This is a genomic window from Brucella sp. TWI559, from assembly GCF_039674265.1.
GTDB classification, from domain to species: Bacteria; Pseudomonadota; Alphaproteobacteria; order Rhizobiales; family Rhizobiaceae; genus Brucella; species Brucella chromiisoli.
Map to the genome: position 1 here is coordinate 109630 of NZ_JBDJNE010000003.1, position 17256 is coordinate 126885.

Sequence of the window (17256 nt, forward strand, 5' to 3'; positions counted from 1 at the left end):
TTATGAGTGTTGTTGTTACGCCCGAAGCCGCCAATCCCGATCAGATCGTCGCCGAAGCTGAACGCGCACTTGCAGATATTGCGCGGATCAGGGAAAGCATCGGCACCGTTATCTTCGGCCAGGAAAGCGTCATTGAGCGTACCCTCGTAGCAGTACTCGCAGGCGGTCACGCTCTGCTCGTTGGTCTTCCCGGCCTTGCAAAAACCAAGCTCGTCGAAACGCTGGGAACCGTGCTTGGCCTTTCGGGTCAGCGTATCCAGTTCACACCCGACCTGATGCCATCCGACATCATCGGCTCGGAAGTGATGGAGCAGGATGCCGATGGTCGCCGATCTTTCCGCTACCTCAAAGGCCCGATCTTTGCGCAGCTTCTGATGGCCGACGAAATCAACCGCGCCTCGCCGCGCACCCAGTCTGCACTCTTGCAGGCCATGCAGGAATATCACGTCACGGTCGCTGGGCAGCGCTATGACCTTCCAGCTCCATTTCATGTGCTTGCAACACAGAACCCGCTGGAACAGGAAGGCACCTATCCACTGCCGGAAGCCCAGCTCGATCGCTTCCTCATGCAGATCGATATTCTCTATCCCGAACTGGATGCCGAACGCCGTATCCTTCTGGAAACCACTGGCGTTGCAGAAGCAAAAGCTTACGCAATTCTTGATGCCGAGCGTCTGCGCCAGATGCAGGCGCTGGTGCGCCGTATGCCTGTTTCTGAAAGTGTGGTGGATGCAATTCTCAAGCTGGTTCGTTCGGCGCGTCCTGACGCCGATAATGAACATGCAAAAAAGCACATTGCCTGGGGTCCGGGCCCGCGTGCCAGTCAGGCACTGATGCTCTGCGCCCGTGCACGCGCACTCTATGAAGGCCGTCTTGCCCCATCCGTTGATGATGTCAAAGCACTGGCCGAGCCAGTCCTGCAACACCGCATGGCGCTCAATTTCGCAGCACGCGCCGATGGCATGCATGTGCGCGATGTCATTGCCAATCTGGTGAAGGCAGCAGCCTGATGACAGTTGGCGCGCAGGTTTCAGCTTCAGACCGAAAGGATACGCTGGCGCGTGCGCGTGTGCGCGCTGCAAGCATTCCCGATCTGCTGGTCGAAGCCCGGCGCGTCGTCAACACCGTCATGAATGGCTGGCATGGACGGCGCAAACGCGGCCCCGGAGAAAACTTCTGGCAGTTCCGCCCCTATGTTGAAGGCGACGCACTGGCGCGCATCGACTGGCGGCGTTCAGCCCGCGACGACCATACCTATGTTCGCGACCGGGAATGGGAATCAGCCCATACGGTCTGGTTGTGGTGCGATTTCTCCTCCTCCATGCTCTACCGCTCCAATCTGACACCTGTCTCCAAAGAAGCGCGTGCGCTGGTGCTCACACTGGCATTAGCCGAGCTGCTCTCGCGGTCAGGCGAACGCATCGCCTTTCCGGCCCTGCTGCCCCCTTTCTCCGCCCGCAATGGCGCCGAACGGCTTGCAGGCGCATTAATGCATGAAGCATCCGAAAGCGCTCTGCCCGACATCAACCAGATCCGCCGTTTTTCCGAAGTGGTACTTGTTTCAGACTTTCTGCATCCGTTTGACGAATTGACCGATTTGCTCGATCAACTTGCGCGGCGCGGTGTGCGTGCGCATCTTGTTGAAGTGGCCGATCCTGCGGAAGAAACATTTCCCTATGCGGGACGCACAGAGTTCCGCGACCCTGAAACAGGCAGCACCCTTGTTGCCGGTCGCGCAGAAACCTATGCCGACGACTACCGGCGCTTATACATTGCGCGGCGGGAGACCTTGTCTGATTTCTGTAAACGGCTTGGCTGGAGCTATACTGTGCATCGCACAGATCGGCCAGCGACCGAAGCGCTGTCACGATTGCATGATGCGTTAAGTGCATCCTCTCCTGGTGGAGCACGCGCATGAATTTTCTGCCTCTCGCTTTTGGATCACCGCTGATCCTTGCCGGCCTTCTTGCCCTGCCGGTTATCTGGTGGCTGCTGCGCATGACGCCACCGCGCCCGCAGGAAGAAAGCTTTCCGCCGCTCAGAATTCTGGCGCAGGTTTTCAAACGCGAGGAAGTGCCGTCCAAAAGCCCCTGGTGGATGACGCTGCTGCGCCTGCTGATTGCAGCACTTGTTATCTTCGCTCTTGCCTCGCCCGTGTGGAACCCACGCGCTGTCACACTTTCCGGCAGCCAACCACTGGCCATTGTCATGGATAACGGCTGGGCTTCCGCAGAAGAGTGGCCACAACGCGTCAATGCCGCAGAAAAGCTGATTGCAGATGCGCAAGCCGCAAATGCGCAAATTTATGTGCTTGGCACGGCCGAACCTGCCAATACAGACATTGGCCCTTATGATGGCAGCCACGCGACCGAGCGTCTGCAAGCCTTGCAGCCTCGCCCGATCCCCGTTGACCGAAAAGCTGCATTGGATCGTCTTGCATCAAGCATACCGCAAGGTGAGAAAATCCGTCTGGCTTTCATGAATGACGGCTTGGCGCAGGCAACGGACAGTGAAGCTTTCACAAAGCTCAATCAAAATAATCAGCTCGCTTCCGTTCTCTGGTATGCAGCAAATCTCAATCGTGTTGTAGCGCTGACTTCCATTGAAAATCAGGCCGATACGCTTGAAGCAAAAGCAACCCGCCCCGAAGGCATAACCATGCCGCGCACGCTCACAGCTTCCGCTTATGATGATAAGGGCCGCCGCATCGCCGAAACGCGTTTGTCCTTCGAAGCAGGGAGCAATGAAGCCGTTGCTCGTTTCAATCTGCCGGTGGAATTGCGCAATGATTTCCACGTGATCCGCATTGACGGGACCAATCAGGCAGCTGCCGCACGTCTGATCGATGCCGGTTCCGAGCGCCGCACAATCGGCCTTCTGGCCAGTGGCGATGGCGATCTGGCCCAGCCGCTTTTATCACCGCTGCATTATATTTCGCGCGCGCTTTCCCCCTATGCCAATCTCATCGAACCGCGCTCGGCAGATTTGATGACCACCGTGCCGGAAGTGCTCGACGCCAAGCCATCAGTCCTCATCATGGCAGACATCGGCACCTTGCCAAAGCCAGTGGAAGACCAACTCACAAGATGGGTCGAGGATGGCGGCACACTGGTGCGGTTTGCCGGGCCGCGCCTTGCAGGTGCCAATGAGAATGATCCACTGCTGCCCGTTCGCCTGCGCAAGGGCGAGCGAGCACTCGGTGGCACTTTGTCGTGGTCAGAGCCACAAAAGCTTCGTTCTTTTTCTGATAAAGGCCCTTTTGCCGGACTGAGTGTGCCTGATGATGTGACCGTCTCGCGGCAGGTTCTGGCTGAACCGTCCTTTGATCTCAATGACAAAGCCTATGCAACACTGGCTGACGGAACACCTCTTGTAACCGGCGAAAGCCGTGGGCGAGGCAACGTAATTCTTTTCCATATTTCACCCGATGCATCATGGTCGAGCTTGCCGATATCCGGGGCTTTTGTCGATATGCTGCGCCGCATTGTATCGTTGTCGCAACGCGCTGGCGCACAAGGCGATCAACGCTCAATTTCGCTGCCGCCATTCCAGCTTCTTTCAGCCCACGGCGAACTGACGCCGCCATCATCAGAAGCAAAGCCCCTGATCATGGATAAAGACAAATTGCCTGATGTCAGCATCAACACGCCGCCCGGTTTCTACGGCAATGAGGATGGCTTGAAAGCGCTCAACATTTTTGAAGGCAGCGACATCAGGCTTCAAGCAATCAGCCAACCAGCACTTTCCGTTGGCATAACACCTGCGTCTTACAACGCCGATCAATCGATTTCATTGCGTGGTCCGTTTTTCGCAGCTGCAGCCATGCTGCTCGCGCTCGACACATTGCTGATGCTCTGGCTGCGTGGCGCTTTTCGTCGTCGCATGAAAATCCGCTCCAAAATCGCAGGCATTGCCCTTCTTTTTGCAGCAGCATCGGCAATCAGTCTGATACCGTTCGGTGTGAAAACCGCGCAAGCGCAACAAACCCATGATGACAGCAAGCCGGGTGACGAAGCCATTATCAATTCTGTCTCGAAAACCCATCTCGCCTATATCATCACCGGCAACAGCGCGACCGACGATATCAGCAAGGCGGGCCTGCGCGGCTTAACCTTTGCCTTGACGGATAAGACAGCGCTTGAGCCGGGCGACCCGATCGGCGTTGACCCCGCCAAGGATGAACTCAATTTCTATCCGCTGATCTATTGGCCCATTGATCCAGACGCTCCAATGCCAAGCCCCGAGGCCATCGCCAAAGTCGATGCCTATATGCAGCAGGGCGGCACGGTGCTGTTTGATACCCGCGATCAGCTTCAGGCAGGCGCGAGTCTTGACGCTTCCGCATCCCCTGCCAACCAGCGCCTTCGCTTAATTCTTGATGGCATGAATGTGCCACCGCTTGAGCCTGTACCCAGCGATCATGTGCTGACCAAGTCCTTTTTCATCATGCCGGATTTTCCAGGCCGCTATGAAGGAAGTCCGTTATGGGTCGCAGCCACTGCCGCTTCCAATGCCGAGCGCGACCGCCCGGTCCGCACCGGCGATGGCGTTTCACCGATCATGATAACCGCCAATGATTTTGCAGGTGCCTGGGCCGTTGATGAACAGGGCAATCCACTTTTGCCAACCGTTCCCAATGATCCGATGCAGCGCATTTATGCACTGCGCGGCGGCGTGAACATCGTGATGTATATGCTGACCGGGAATTACAAATCCGATCAGGTCCATGTGCCGGACCTGCTTCAGCGGCTTGGTAATTAACATGAATATCGAATTCGAACCATTTCTCACCCTGCCTTGGCTGATTGGCATTCTGGCACCGCTGGCATTGCTTGTCCTTGCAACAATTTTGCTGCGCATGCGTGGCGGATTGCTTCGTATGCTTGCAGCCCTTGCCCTCGCATTGGCGCTGTTTAATCCCGTCATCATCAATGAAGAACGCGAACCGCTTAAAAGTGTTGTGGCCCTTGTCGTTGATCGCAGCCAGAGCCAGCAACTGGGAGCGCGCCAAGCCGATACAGATCAGGCGCTCAAAGCGGTGCAAGACCAGCTTGCAACCATGCCGCAATTTGAAACCCGCGTGGTGGAAGCGGCACAGCCCGGCGAAAACGAAGACGGTTATGCAACGCGCCTGTTTGGACCGCTGGCTCGCCTGCTGCTTGATGTGCCGCCGTCGCGTGTGGCTGGTGCAATCATGATCACCGACGGTCAGGTGCATGATATTCCTGCCAATAAAAACGCGCTTGGGTTTGATGCGCCGGTTCATGCGCTCGTCACAGGTAAACCTGACGAATTCGACCGCCGCATCAAATTCAACAAGGCCCCGCGCTATGGCATCAGCGGCAAGCCGCTGGAAATGTCCTTTACCGTGATCGATGAAGGCAAAAGCCTTGGAAGTTCCGCACCTGTAGAGATCCGTGTGAATGGCGAGGCTGTGAGCAAAGAACAGGCGCAGGTCGGACAGGAAACACCTGTCACCATCGAGCTGCCGCGCGCAGGCGTCAATATTGTCGAGATTTCAACACCGACCCTTCCGGGCGAAGTAACCGATTCCAACAACCATGCGGTTGCGACAATTGACGGCATTCGTGAGAATCTGCGCGTGCTTCTGGTTTCAGGAGAACCGCATAACGGCGAACGCACATGGCGAAATCTGCTTAAATCCGATGCGGCGGTTGATCTCGTCCACTTCACCATTCTGCGTCCGCCAGAAAAGCAGGACGGCACACCGATCAATGAGTTATCCCTGATCGCTTTTCCAACACGCGAGCTTTTTGTTGATAAGGTCAATGAATTCGACCTCATCATTCTGGATCGCTATCAGCATCGCGATGTGCTGCCGCTGCTTTATTATGATTATATTGCACAATATGTGGAAAATGGTGGCGCTTTGCTGGTGGCGGCCGGCCCCGAATATGCGGGCGACATGTCAATTGCACAAACGCCACTTTACAGCGCACTGCCAGCCATGCCCACAGGCACAGTCACCGAAAAAGCTTTCTATCCGCGCCTGACGGACCTTGGCAAACGGCATCCCGTTACCCGCGGCCTCGATGGCAGCGATCAGGAGCCTCCGCACTGGAGCCGATGGTTCCGCACCATCGATATTGGCCCAACGCGGGGCGAGACCGTTATGAGTGGCGCAGATGGCAAGCCGCTTCTGGTCCTCGACCGGGTCGGAAAGGGCCGTGTCGGCATGTTCCTGTCTGACCAAGGCTGGCTTTGGGCGCGTGGTTTTGAAGGCGGCGGCCCTTATGCCGCGCTTTACCGCCGTATCGCGCACTGGCTGATGCAGGAGCCGGAACTGGAAGAAGAAGCACTGACCGCCAATGGCAACGGCCGCACGCTTTCAATCCAGCGCCAGACGATGGGGGACAATCCAGGAAATGCTGCTGTCACCACGCCATCCGGCAAACAATTGCAGGTCAACCTTGCACAGGGGAAACCCGGTCTCTTCACAGGTTCGCTGCAAACCGATGAAGTCGGCATCTTCCACGTGAAGAATGGCGATCTGGAAACACTTGCCCATGTCGGCCCTGTCGATGCGCCGGAATTTGCAGACAGCATTTCCACGACCGACCGCCTCAAGCCACTGACTGATGCAACAGGCGGCTCCGTTCACCGCGTTCATGAAAGTGCTGATAGTTCCGTTCAGGTGCCTGCGATCACAGCTGTCAGCACTGGTCGCACTGCCAGCGGCAGTAACTGGATCGGTCTGCGCGAAACCACCGATACGCAACTTAAAAGCGTCAATCGTCTGCCATTGTTCTCAGGATTATTTGCGCTGGCCGCTCTGCTCTTTATCTTCGGCAGTATGTGGTATCGCGAAGGGCGCTAAACCGCCCTCGCTTTCCCTTCTTTTAATGCTTTACGCTCTGTTTGCGTGACGCACGACACCGTCTGCCCCATTGAGTGCACCCGGTACCAGTTCGCAGGCGAGCATCCGCCGGGGATCGACTGGTGCAGGCATAATCATCGAACCGGGCTGCACCATATGAAACCCAAATGGTCCATAATAGGGCTCATCGCCAACAAGAATGACCAGTTTGTGGCCAGCATTCTTTGCAGCTTCCAATGACATCCGCATCAATGCGCTGCCAATGCCGCGCTTTTTCCAGTCCGGCCGCACAGCAAGTGGCCCCAGCAGCAAGGCCGGAGTTTCCCCCACGACAACAGGTGTCATACGCAGCGATCCGATAACAATGCCGCCCATCAGCGCGACAAACGACAGGCTCTGGTCGTGAGGCCCACCCTCCCGGATAAAGTGCGCTGCACGGGTAAAACGACCGGGACCGAACGCTTCCGCATTCATATCTTCGATCTCAATGTCGTGCGCCGGGTCTTCCTGCGCGTAGGTCAGTTCAAGCTGTTGCATGGGTAAAATTGCCTGAAGAGAAGTCGGCAGCCAAAAGGCCAATGGAATGCATTCCGTGCGTTTTAAGCACAGTCCCAATTTCATCGTCGGATGAAACGCATTCCGGTCATACTTCTCTCCTGAGCGGCGGAACATCAACGGGTGCCGCAATTTGAAACCCACCTATCACCAAATTGATCATTCGTAAAACATTTTCTTTCAAATTGGCGGTACTAACTTCTCTTTTTGGCACCGTTACGCACTGTTCACGGCTTTGACGGGTGCAAAATGGCAGTTTTTGCTCTATTTTCCTGTCAAAAGGAGAATTCACATGGGACTTCTGGTCGATGGCAAGTGGCACGATGTCTGGTACGACACCGAAAGCACAAAAGGCCGCTTTGAGCGTTCAAAATCGCAGTTTCGCAACTGGGTGACAAAGGATGGCAGCGCAGGCCCAACCGGCGAAGGTGGCTTTAAGGCTGAAGCAGGTCGCTATCACCTCTATGTCTCCTATGCCTGCCCATGGGCGCATCGCACGCTGATCGTCCGTGCTTTGAAAAAGCTCGAAGATGTCATCTCCATCTCGGCTGTCGATTATCTCATGCTCGAGGAAGGCTGGACTTTCTACGGCACCACCGGCAGCACGGGCGACGCGCTTTATGGCGCAAAGCGCCTGCATGAGATTTATACCCGCGCCGATCCGACCTATTCCGGTCGCGTCACTGTTCCCGTTCTCTGGGACAAGCAACGCGAGACGATTGTTTCAAATGAGTCATCTGAGATTATCAGAATGCTCAATTCGGCTTTCAATGCGTTTGGCGACGCGTCACTTGATCTTTATCCAGAAGCCCTTCGCAGCGAGATCGATGCCATTAACGAGTTCGTCTATCCAAACATCAACAACGGTGTTTACCGGGCTGGCTTTGCGACTTCACAAGAAGCCTATGAAGAAGCCTTTGGACAAGTCTTCACAGCGCTTGATGCGCTGGAGGAAAAACTTTCGAAGCAGCGCTATCTGGCAGGCCCAAGCCTCACAGAAGCCGACTGGCGTCTGTTCACCACGCTATTGCGCTTTGATCCGGTCTATGTCGGGCACTTCAAATGCAATCTGCGACGCATTGCGGATTATCCAAATCTCTCCAATTACACGCGCGACCTGTATCAGGTTGCGGGCGTGGCCCCGACCGTGAATATGGAGCACATCAAAGGCCATTATTATCGCAGCCACAAGACGATCAACCCGACCGGCATTGTTCCTGCTGGCCCGCAAATCGACTTCTTCGCACCGCATGACCGGAACCGCTTCGACAATTGAGACTTTCCTGCAACAGTCCCCTCCAAACAGCATCTGCTACACATAACCAGAGCGGCCCATTGATCCAAATCAATGGGCCGCATTGTTGTGTGGTCCAGATTGCGGCCATCACTACCCAGGACTTTCAGGTTAAGAATTTTAGGAGAGACTGATGAACCGCTTTGCCAAAGGGCTCCTCGCAGCAACAGCACTGACATTAACAGCACCCGCAGCTTTTGCTGCTGATGCGATTGTGGCCCAGCCTGCGACCGAAATCGTTGCCGTGCCACAGGCTTTGTCGCCATGGCAGATTCGCGTGCGTGCGCTTGGTGTGGTCGCCGAAAACAAGGGTTACGTAAACGGCGTTGATGGTTCCGGTCTCGATTACTCAAAGTCGATCACGCCTGAACTCGACATCACCTATTACTTCACCGACAATCTGGCTGCTGAACTCATCCTTGGCACCACCTATGCCAACATCAACGGCAGGGGTTCGATCGAAGGTCTGGGCAAGATTGGCAAAGTCTGGATGCTGCCTCCAACGCTCACCATGCAGTATCACTTCACCAACTTCGGTGCTTTCAAGCCCTATGTCGGTGCAGGCGTGAACTACACAATCTTCTACAATCAGGATGCCGCAGGCGTTGATTATCTCAAGGTCAAGAACACCTTTGGCGGTGCGCTTCAGATCGGCTTCGACTACATGCTCAATGAGCATTGGGGTATCAACTTCGACGTGAAGAAGCTGTTCCTTGAACCAAAATTCGACGCCACTCTGGCAGGCGGCACGCAGGTCAGCGGCAAAGCCAAGCTCAACCCATGGCTGATCGGCACCGGTATCACCTACCGCTTCTAATGTCTCAAATGGAGGGCGCGAAAGCGCCCTTTCTCCTACCAGTGTGGCAGAGGATCAAGATCATGCAGCGCTTCCTGCAAGCGACGCTTGGTTGAAGGCGTTGTGCCTTCAGGCAGATTATCCAACGAAAAAAACCCGGCCTCGGCGATCTCCCTGTCTCGCTGTTTAGGCTCCGTCTGCTCGAACGCACGGCAAACATAAAGCGCCACATGATCGCGCTTTGAAGCATGGGCGTTTTTATAAAGCGCAAAAAGCTGCGGTCGACCGGTGAGGTAAATATTGCCTTCTTCACGCAGCTCCTTTTCCAGTGCCTGCGCAAATGTCTCGCCACGATCAACGCCGCCGCCTGGCAATTGCCAGCCGGGTACGTAAGTATGCTTGACCAAAAAAACAGAGTTTTTTTTCTCATCAAATACAACTGCCCTGACACCCAGTGTCATCGGGCGCGTAAGCAAAAAATAGGTATGAAATAAAAAGTGGCGGAAGGGCATACCGTCGATCCTGAGCAAATATTCCTGATAAAATCATTGAAGCAAAGTCATCAACAAAAAGTCGCTAAACACGGTTTCGATTTAAAAAATAATACAGTACACCAATTATATGTTTCGTCTTGCCCATATTTCCGACATCCATCTGTCGCCTCTCCCCCGCATTCGCTATCGCGAATTGGCGTCGAAACGTATCACAGGTTATATCAACTGGCTGCGTAACCGTAAAAACGCGATGCACGGCACGGTGCTGGACAATCTGATTGCCGATATGCTGGCGCAAAATCCCGATCATATTGCGGTCACTGGCGATCTGGTAAACCTTGCGCTCAATCTGGAAATCGACATCGCCCATGACTGGCTCATGCAACTGGGCGATCCTGACAACGTATCTGTCGTTCCGGGAAACCACGATGCCTATGTGCCCGGTGCGCTGGATAAATCCTGCCGCAAATGGGAGCCATGGATGCGTGGCGATGGCGTGCATAATCACGGCAAGCGACCCGTGTTTCCCTATATGCGCGAACGCGGACCAGTGGCGCTAATCGGCGTATCGTCTGCACGCGCGACCGCTCCCTTCATGGCCAGTGGTGATTTTAAATCCGCGCAGGCCAAGCGCCTTGCCATGGCGCTTGATGAAGCAGGCGCACGCGGACTTTTTCGCGTTGTGATGATCCACCATCCACCCATCCGCGGCGCCACGCCGACGCATAAGCGGCTTTATGGCATCCGTCGTTTCCAGAATGTCATTCGCAAGCACGGTGCCGAACTGGTCATTCATGGCCATACACATCTCGCAACCCGCTATGATATCAATGGGCCGACCGGACAAGTGCCGGTTATCTGTGTGCCGTCAGCCAGCCAGAATTTCGGCGGGCATAAGCCCCCCGCACGTTATAACATCTTCGCTGTTGATCGGAAGCCGCAAGGCGGCTGGCTATGCCAGTGGGAACAGCACGGCATTGAAGATGAGAGCGAACGCATCATCAAAATTTCTGAAGACAAACTCTATTAGAGCGTATTTTAACACGCATCTTTGTCCGAAAGCCGTTTCACACTTTTCGGGACGCGCTCTAAAAAAGGCGGCATAAAAGCCGCCTTTTCTTTCAACTCACTTGCCAATCACCCGATTGGCCGCCGAGACAATCGCTTCAAGCGAAGCGCTCACGATATTGTCGTTGATACCAGCGCCGAACAATTTTCCATCGGGATAGGCAATTTCAACATAAGAAATTGCCGATGCATCAGACCCCTGCTTGAGCGAATGCTCGGAATAATCGACAACCGACATCTTCACACCGAGATATTTCGACAGCGCATCAATAAAGCCGTCAATTGGGCCTGTGCCCTTGCCTTCAATATTCTTCGTCACGCCATTATCGGTGATTTCGGCGGTCAGGATGCGGCGACCCTTCTGTTCCGGATCAGGATAGGTGTGGTGATCTACGAACTTGATACGACCCTCCGCCTGCTCAACATAGAGTTTCTGGAACTCGTCATGAATGCGCTTGGATGGCAGTTCCTTGCCTTCATCATCCGTGATGTTCTGAATGATCTCACGGAACTCAACCTGCAAATTGCGCGGCAGGTTCAGACCATAGTCAGCCTGTAGAATATAAGCGATACCGCCCTTGCCTGACTGCGAATTGATGCGGATGATCGCTTCATAGGAGCGGCCAACATCCTGCGGATCAATTGGCAGATAAGGCACTTCCCAGATTGGCGAATTGGCGGTCTTGCGAACCTTCATGCCCTTGTTGATCGCATCCTGATGCGAGCCTGAGAAAGCGGTGTAAACCAGTTCGCCAACATAAGGATGACGCTCTGCGATCTTCAGCTGGTTCGAATATTCGTAGACATCCTTCATACGATTGATGTCTGTGCAATCCAGCATTGGATCAATGCCCTGCGTATACATGTTGAGCGCCAGCGTCACCACATCGACATTGCCGGTGCGTTCGCCATTGCCAAACAACGTGCCTTCAACGCGATCAGCACCCGCCATCAGGCCCAGTTCAGTTGCGGCGATACCCGTTCCACGATCATTGTGCGGATGCAGCGAAATGATCAGGTTTTCGCGATTGTCGAGATTACGGCACATCCATTCGATCTGGTCGGCATAAACATTTGGCGTGTTCATTTCGACCGTCGATGGCAGATTGAGGATCAGCTTGTTTTCCGCAGTCGGCTTGACGATTTCTGTCACCGCATTGCAGATTTCCAGCGCCACTTCCAGCTCGGTGCCGGTAAAGCTTTCCGGCGAATACTGGAAGCGATAGCCACCGCCTGCCTTCGCAGCCATATCCATGATCATCTTTGCGGCATCGGTTGCAATCTGCTTGATGCCCTTGACGTCCTTGTTGAAAACGACGCGACGCTGCAATTCACTGGTCGAATTGTAGAAGTGTATGATTGGCGTCTTCGCACCTTCCAGTGCTTCAAAGGTCCGCGTAATCAATTCTGGACGGCACTGCACAAGCACCTGCAAGTCAACGTCATCAGGCGTGTCGCCCTGCTCGATTGCCCAGCGGCAAAAGTCGAAATCGGTCTGCGACGCCGATGGAAAGCCAATTTCGATTTCCGGGAAACCCATATCGACCAGCAGGCGGAACATGCGTTCCTTGCGATCATGACCCATCGGGTCAACCAATGCCTGATTGCCATCGCGCAGATCAACCGAACACCAGATTGGTGCCTTCTCAATGCGCTTTGACGGCCATGTGCGGTCATCGAGCTTTGGGTAAGGAAACGGCGAATATTTAGTAGCCGCGTCTGGCATACCTTTATGCTGCGCTGCGGGATTCGGCGTGTTTACATTTTGATTCATGGTCATCTCATCCTCCCGGCGTACTGAACAGTTCTGCACTGTCGTAACAACACGGATATCTCGTCTTAAAATTCAAATTCGGATTTTGAGAAAGGAGCATGCGTCAGCGGGACCTCAATCGACCGCCGGACGCTCCTTTCAACGAGCCCGGCGATCGCCGCTAAGGCCGAGGGTAAGAAGCGAGTTTAGAACGCAAACATTCACGCGCGCGCTCAAAGCGGCTGCGTAATGTTCCAAAGATGTTGCGTTCTTCATAACCATGGAGACGCTTTTACACGTGAGGTTTGAAACGTGCAAGACTGCGGCAAGCAAAAACAAAATCCATCAGCTTTTATTTTTTACAGGTAACCGCCACTAAAACATCGCAAAGCCTGCCTATGCGCCGCCCTTTAAAGAACGGAACTTGAAATGCGCTTAACTTTGATTCCCACGCTTGCCGTGTTCGCACTCTGCACACAACCAGCTTTTGCAGCCTGCACAGTTTCAGGCGCTTCATCCCTGCAAGTGAAGAATGAAACCGTTCTTGATACCAAAAATGGCCTTATCTGGCAGCGTTGCGCCAGCGGAATGGCCTGGAACGAAGCGCTCGCACGATGCACAGGCCAACCTGATTTGATGACCCAGACAGATGCAGTTTCTGCTGCTCGGACGAAGGGAGCTGGCTGGCGGTTACCATCCGGCGAAGAACTAGAAGCACTTTTAAGTGCAGCCTGTGACGGCTCAAAAGTCAATCCGACAATTTTTCCAAATATTGCGGCTTCAGACTTTGGCGAAGGCGCAAAATTCTGGACAACGAGTGAAGCCCTGCCGGGCATGTTTTACTACTTTAATTTCACGCATCATTACGCCGATATGCACAGCGCAGGTTTTGGTCTTTCAGCTCTTTATGTGAAAAATAGGTAACAGCTGAAAGATTTAAGCAAAAGGCACTGAACTCGTGCCAATCGGTAGTTTCGCCTCGTCCTCCGGTTCAACATGGATCACGACGCGCGCACTGTCGATCTGTGCCTTCAACGCATCTTCGATTCGGTCGCAAATGATATGCGCGTCGCCAACACTCATATCAGCGGCCACAACCAGATGAAATTCGATGAAGGTCACACTGCCTGCAATGCGGGTCTTGAGATCATGAACCTCAATCGCACCGCCGGCATTTGCCGAAATCACATCGCGAATCCGCATTTCCTCCACAGGCTCGACACCAATATCCATCAAGCCCTGTATGGATTTATTGATGACACCCCAGCCCTGCCAGAGAATGTTGATCGCAACCAGAATGGCAAGCAACGGATCAAGGATTGCCCAGCCTGTGACCACGGCTCCAACAAGACCGATCAGAACACCGACCGATGTAAACACGTCAGTCATAATATGCTGGCCATCGGCTTCCAGCGCCGGTGAACGCGCACTGCGGCCCGTACGAATGAGCAGCATGGCCCAGAAGGCATTTATCGCAGCAGCACCCATATTAATCGCAAGGCCGAGCCACGGCTCTTCCATCTGGTGCGGCGCCTGCAATGCTGACCACGCTTCTTTGGCAATCAAAAGTGCTGCGATCGTGATCAGAACACCTTCGACGACCGCTGAGATATACTCGGCCTTATGATGTCCAAAAGGATGATTGCCGTCTGCAGGTTTATGACTGACACTGATCGCCCACCACGCCCCAACTGCCGCGATGACATTGACGATAGATTCCAGAGCATCCGAATAAAGTGCCACAGAGCCAGTCAGCGCATAGGCCAGATATTTCAGCCCCATCACGCCCAGCGCAACAGGAATCGACCAAGCGGCGAGCCGCCGAACTTTTACATTCGCGTCCATTACAAACCTTCAGATACTTAAATTCTTATCCCGTCCAGCGGGGTTCTAGCTTAATATCAAGCTCACAGCGCATTCACTCTGGCAAAGCCAGTCAACACCTTTTCGATTGCCGTTCTATAACGCATAAGATGGCGAAATCGAAACCCTCTTTTTTACTTCAGCGATTTAATTTTCTCCTGCGAATGCAATGCATTACACTTGCAAATGGTTTGCTAAAGCATCATCCGACCGGAGTGAAACGAGGATCGATAATATTATGCTTAAGGTAAAAAGAGTTAGAGCGCCGATCTGATAAAATCAGATCGAAACGCGCCCTAAAGCAGCTCTGAAAAAGCGTTGTTTTTTAATTCGATAAATGAAAAAACCGGCCGCAGTTTTCACCATGGCCGGTCCTTGGATCGTTACGTAAAATCAAGTTTAATAATTACTGCGACGCGCTTTGTGCTTACCTGCCAGATGCGTCACAACATTTTCGATCATCCGCATCCCTGCATTATGCCCCAGTGTCATGATGGATTCCGGGTGGAACTGAACGGCGGCCACGGGCTCTTTCTTATGTTCAAAGGCCATGATGACACCGTCTTCCGTTTCCGCCGTTACCAGAAAATCATCCGGCAAACGTTCAGGATCGGCAAAGATCGAGTGGTAACGGCCAACCGTTACTTCCTTCGGCAGACCTGAGAAGATGCGCTCAGGCTTTGAGACCCGGATACGCGATGGCTTGCCATGCATCGGAATGCGCAGCTGGCGCAGCGTCCCGCCATAGGCTTCTGCCAGCGCCTGAAGGCCAAGGCAGACGCCGAAAATCGGCAGCTGACGCTTGCGCGCCTTGTCGATGGTTGCCTTGCAATCAAAATCCTGTGGCGTGCCCGGTCCGGGCGACAACACGACAAGATCAGGATTGATGCGGTCGAACACCTCTTCGGCGACCGGCGAACGCACGGTTGCAACCGTTGCACCCGTCTGGCGGAAGTAATTAGCGAGTGTATGCACGAAGGAATCTTCGTGATCGACCAGCAGGATCGAAATCCCCTCGCCCACCTTTGCCGCCACGCGCTCTTCTGCAACCTGATTGCTCTTCTGCGCTTCACGCACAGCAGCGATCATCGCGGATGCCTTTAATTCGGTTTCGGCTTCTTCCTCTTCAGGATTGGAATCAAACAGCAGCGTCGCACCAGCACGAATTTCGGCCACACCTTCCTTGATGCGGATTGTGCGCAGTGTGAGGCCGGTATTCATGTCACCGTTAAAGTGCATCATGCCGACAGCACCACCATACCATGCACGCGGGCTGCGCTCGTTTTCTTCAAGGAAACGCATGGCCCAGAGCTTTGGCGCGCCGGTCACAGTCACAGCCCAGGCATGGCTGAGGAAGCCATCAAAAGCATCCATCCCGTCACGCAAACGGCCTTCAATATGGTCAACCGTGTGGATCAGACGCGAATACATTTCGATCTGACGACGACCGATCACCCGCACCGAACCCGGCTCACAAACCCGGCTTTTGTCGTTGCGATCGACATCCGAACACATGGTCAGCTCGGATTCGTCTTTCTTGGAATTGAGCAGTTTCAGAATCTGCTCAGAATCCGAAATCGCATCTTCACCGCGTTTGATCGTACCCGAAATCGGGCAGGTCTCGATGCGGCGACCATTGACGCGCACGAACATCTCTGGCGAAGAGCCGACCAGATATTCGTTCTCTCCAAGATTGATGAAGAACGAATAAGGCGATGGATTAATCGACTTCAGACGACGGAAGATTTCCGAAGGTGCTGTGTGGCAGCGCTCATAGAAAGTCTGTCCCGGCACAACTTCAAACAGATCACCACGCTTGAAACTATCCTTCGCGCGTTCAACCAGCTTGGCATATTCGCCCGGATTGTGATCGCCGCGCGGCAGATCACGCTCAGCAGGTTTGAATGGCTGCGCTGGCGTAGCGCGTGCCAGATCATGCGTCGAAGAACCGCCACAGCTAAACTCATACCGATCCACCCATGCGCGCGCCGAGTAGTGATCCGCCACAAAGATTTCATCAGGAATGAAAAGCACCAGATCACGCTGATCGTCTGGACGCTTCAGCTTGTACTGGATCGGATCAAACTGGAATGCGAGATCATAGCCAAATGCACCATAAAGGCCGAGATTTGCATCTTCTTCGGAGAAGAACAGGCCGACAATTGCACGCAGCACGGTGAAGACCGAAGGCATACGCGAGCGCTCTTCTTCGGTAAATGTGCCGGTAGGCTCGGCAATCGTCAGCTCGATGCGATCTTCATCGGCCTTATCGACCTTCACTTCGGAAAGTGCCTCAACCGTCTTGAGGATCGGACGCAGCAGGATGACGCCGCGCTTATTCAGCGCTTCAATCCGCATTTGGCGCGCACGTGAGGTGATCACCACCGGCGGATCAACAATTGCCGTGTCCCATCGCGTATAGCGGCCCGGATATTCGTAATTGGACGAAAAGACCGCGCCCCGCCGCTCATTGAGAGCATCGATATAAGTCTCGATGGCTCCCTTATAAGCAGTCAGATGGCGCACGCGTTCGACAACAATGCCGCCCGCTGTCTCGTGCGTGAATATCTCGCTATCCGCAATCTTCGCATTCAT

The 17256-nt window shown here is 54.2% G+C and carries 13 protein-coding genes; 8 read left to right on the forward strand and 5 right to left on the reverse strand.

Going from position 1 to position 17256, the window contains the following annotated elements; all coding sequences use genetic code 11:
* The first annotated feature begins 2 nt into the window (after positions 1-2).
* From ABE530_RS06290 to ABE530_RS06305, 4 genes are read left to right on the forward strand one after another with little or no spacing between them, the layout of a single operon-like run.
* Complete coding sequence (locus ABE530_RS06290; protein ID WP_265985579.1) at positions 3-1010, forward strand: AAA family ATPase; 1008 nt, start codon at positions 3-5, stop codon at positions 1008-1010.
* The gene (locus tag ABE530_RS06295; protein ID WP_499693978.1) at positions 1010-1918 is read left to right on the forward strand and encodes a DUF58 domain-containing protein; all 909 of its coding nucleotides are present in this window, start codon (positions 1010-1012) and stop codon (positions 1916-1918) included. The genes ABE530_RS06290 and ABE530_RS06295 overlap by 1 nt, the downstream gene beginning before the upstream one ends.
* Positions 1915-4761 carry a DUF4159 domain-containing protein gene (locus ABE530_RS06300; RefSeq protein ID WP_499693979.1) on the forward strand — a complete coding sequence of 949 codons (2847 nt, stop codon included), beginning with the start codon at positions 1915-1917 and terminating at the stop codon, positions 4759-4761. Before ABE530_RS06295 ends, ABE530_RS06300 begins: the two co-directional genes overlap by 4 nt.
* A gap of 1 nt (position 4762) precedes the next feature.
* Complete coding sequence (locus tag ABE530_RS06305; RefSeq protein ID WP_499693980.1) at positions 4763-6838, forward strand: hypothetical protein; 2076 nt, start codon at positions 4763-4765, stop codon at positions 6836-6838.
* A 30-nt stretch (positions 6839-6868) separates the two neighbouring features.
* Here ABE530_RS06305 and ABE530_RS06310 read toward each other — a convergent pair whose 3' ends face one another.
* A complete protein-coding gene (locus ABE530_RS06310; protein WP_265985589.1) occupies positions 6869-7375 on the reverse strand; it encodes a GNAT family N-acetyltransferase in 507 nt (168 codons plus the stop codon).
* 310 nt (positions 7376-7685) lie between these two features.
* Between ABE530_RS06310 and ABE530_RS06315 the strand changes: the two genes are divergently transcribed.
* Positions 7686-8669, forward strand: coding sequence for a glutathione S-transferase family protein (locus ABE530_RS06315; RefSeq protein WP_499693981.1), 984 nt, complete (start codon positions 7686-7688; stop codon positions 8667-8669).
* Between the two features lie 151 nt (positions 8670-8820).
* Positions 8821-9504, forward strand: coding sequence for an OmpW/AlkL family protein (locus ABE530_RS06320; RefSeq protein ID WP_499693982.1), 684 nt, complete (start codon positions 8821-8823; stop codon positions 9502-9504).
* Between the two features lie 35 nt (positions 9505-9539).
* Here the strand turns inward: ABE530_RS06320 and ABE530_RS06325 are convergent, their stop codons facing one another.
* Positions 9540-9995: an NUDIX domain-containing protein gene (locus ABE530_RS06325; RefSeq protein WP_499693983.1), complete on the reverse strand. Its 456-nt coding sequence runs from the start codon at positions 9993-9995 to the stop codon at positions 9540-9542.
* A 109-nt stretch (positions 9996-10104) separates the two neighbouring features.
* Here ABE530_RS06325 and ABE530_RS06330 point away from each other — a divergent pair, with 109 nt between their 5' ends.
* Positions 10105-11007 (forward strand): metallophosphoesterase family protein, encoded by a 903-nt coding sequence (locus ABE530_RS06330; RefSeq protein ID WP_499693984.1) that lies wholly within the window; start codon positions 10105-10107, stop codon positions 11005-11007.
* 96 nt (positions 11008-11103) lie between these two features.
* Here ABE530_RS06330 and leuA read toward each other — a convergent pair whose 3' ends face one another.
* Complete coding sequence (gene leuA, locus ABE530_RS06335; protein WP_499694092.1) at positions 11104-12819, reverse strand: 2-isopropylmalate synthase; 1716 nt, start codon at positions 12817-12819, stop codon at positions 11104-11106.
* Positions 12820-13227: 408 nt separating this feature from the next.
* Here leuA and ABE530_RS06340 point away from each other — a divergent pair, with 408 nt between their 5' ends.
* A complete protein-coding gene (locus tag ABE530_RS06340) occupies positions 13228-13722 on the forward strand; it encodes an Lcl C-terminal domain-containing protein (RefSeq protein ID WP_499693985.1) in 495 nt (164 codons plus the stop codon).
* A 12-nt stretch (positions 13723-13734) separates the two neighbouring features.
* Here the strand turns inward: ABE530_RS06340 and ABE530_RS06345 are convergent, their stop codons facing one another.
* Both ABE530_RS06345 and ABE530_RS06350 read right to left on the reverse strand, forming a co-directional pair.
* Positions 13735-14643, reverse strand: a complete 909-nt coding sequence (locus ABE530_RS06345; RefSeq protein WP_499693986.1) for a cation diffusion facilitator family transporter — start codon at positions 14641-14643, stop codon at positions 13735-13737.
* Positions 14644-15060: 417 nt separating this feature from the next.
* Positions 15061-17256, reverse strand: coding sequence for an anthranilate synthase component I (locus ABE530_RS06350; protein ID WP_499693987.1), 2196 nt, complete (start codon positions 17254-17256; stop codon positions 15061-15063).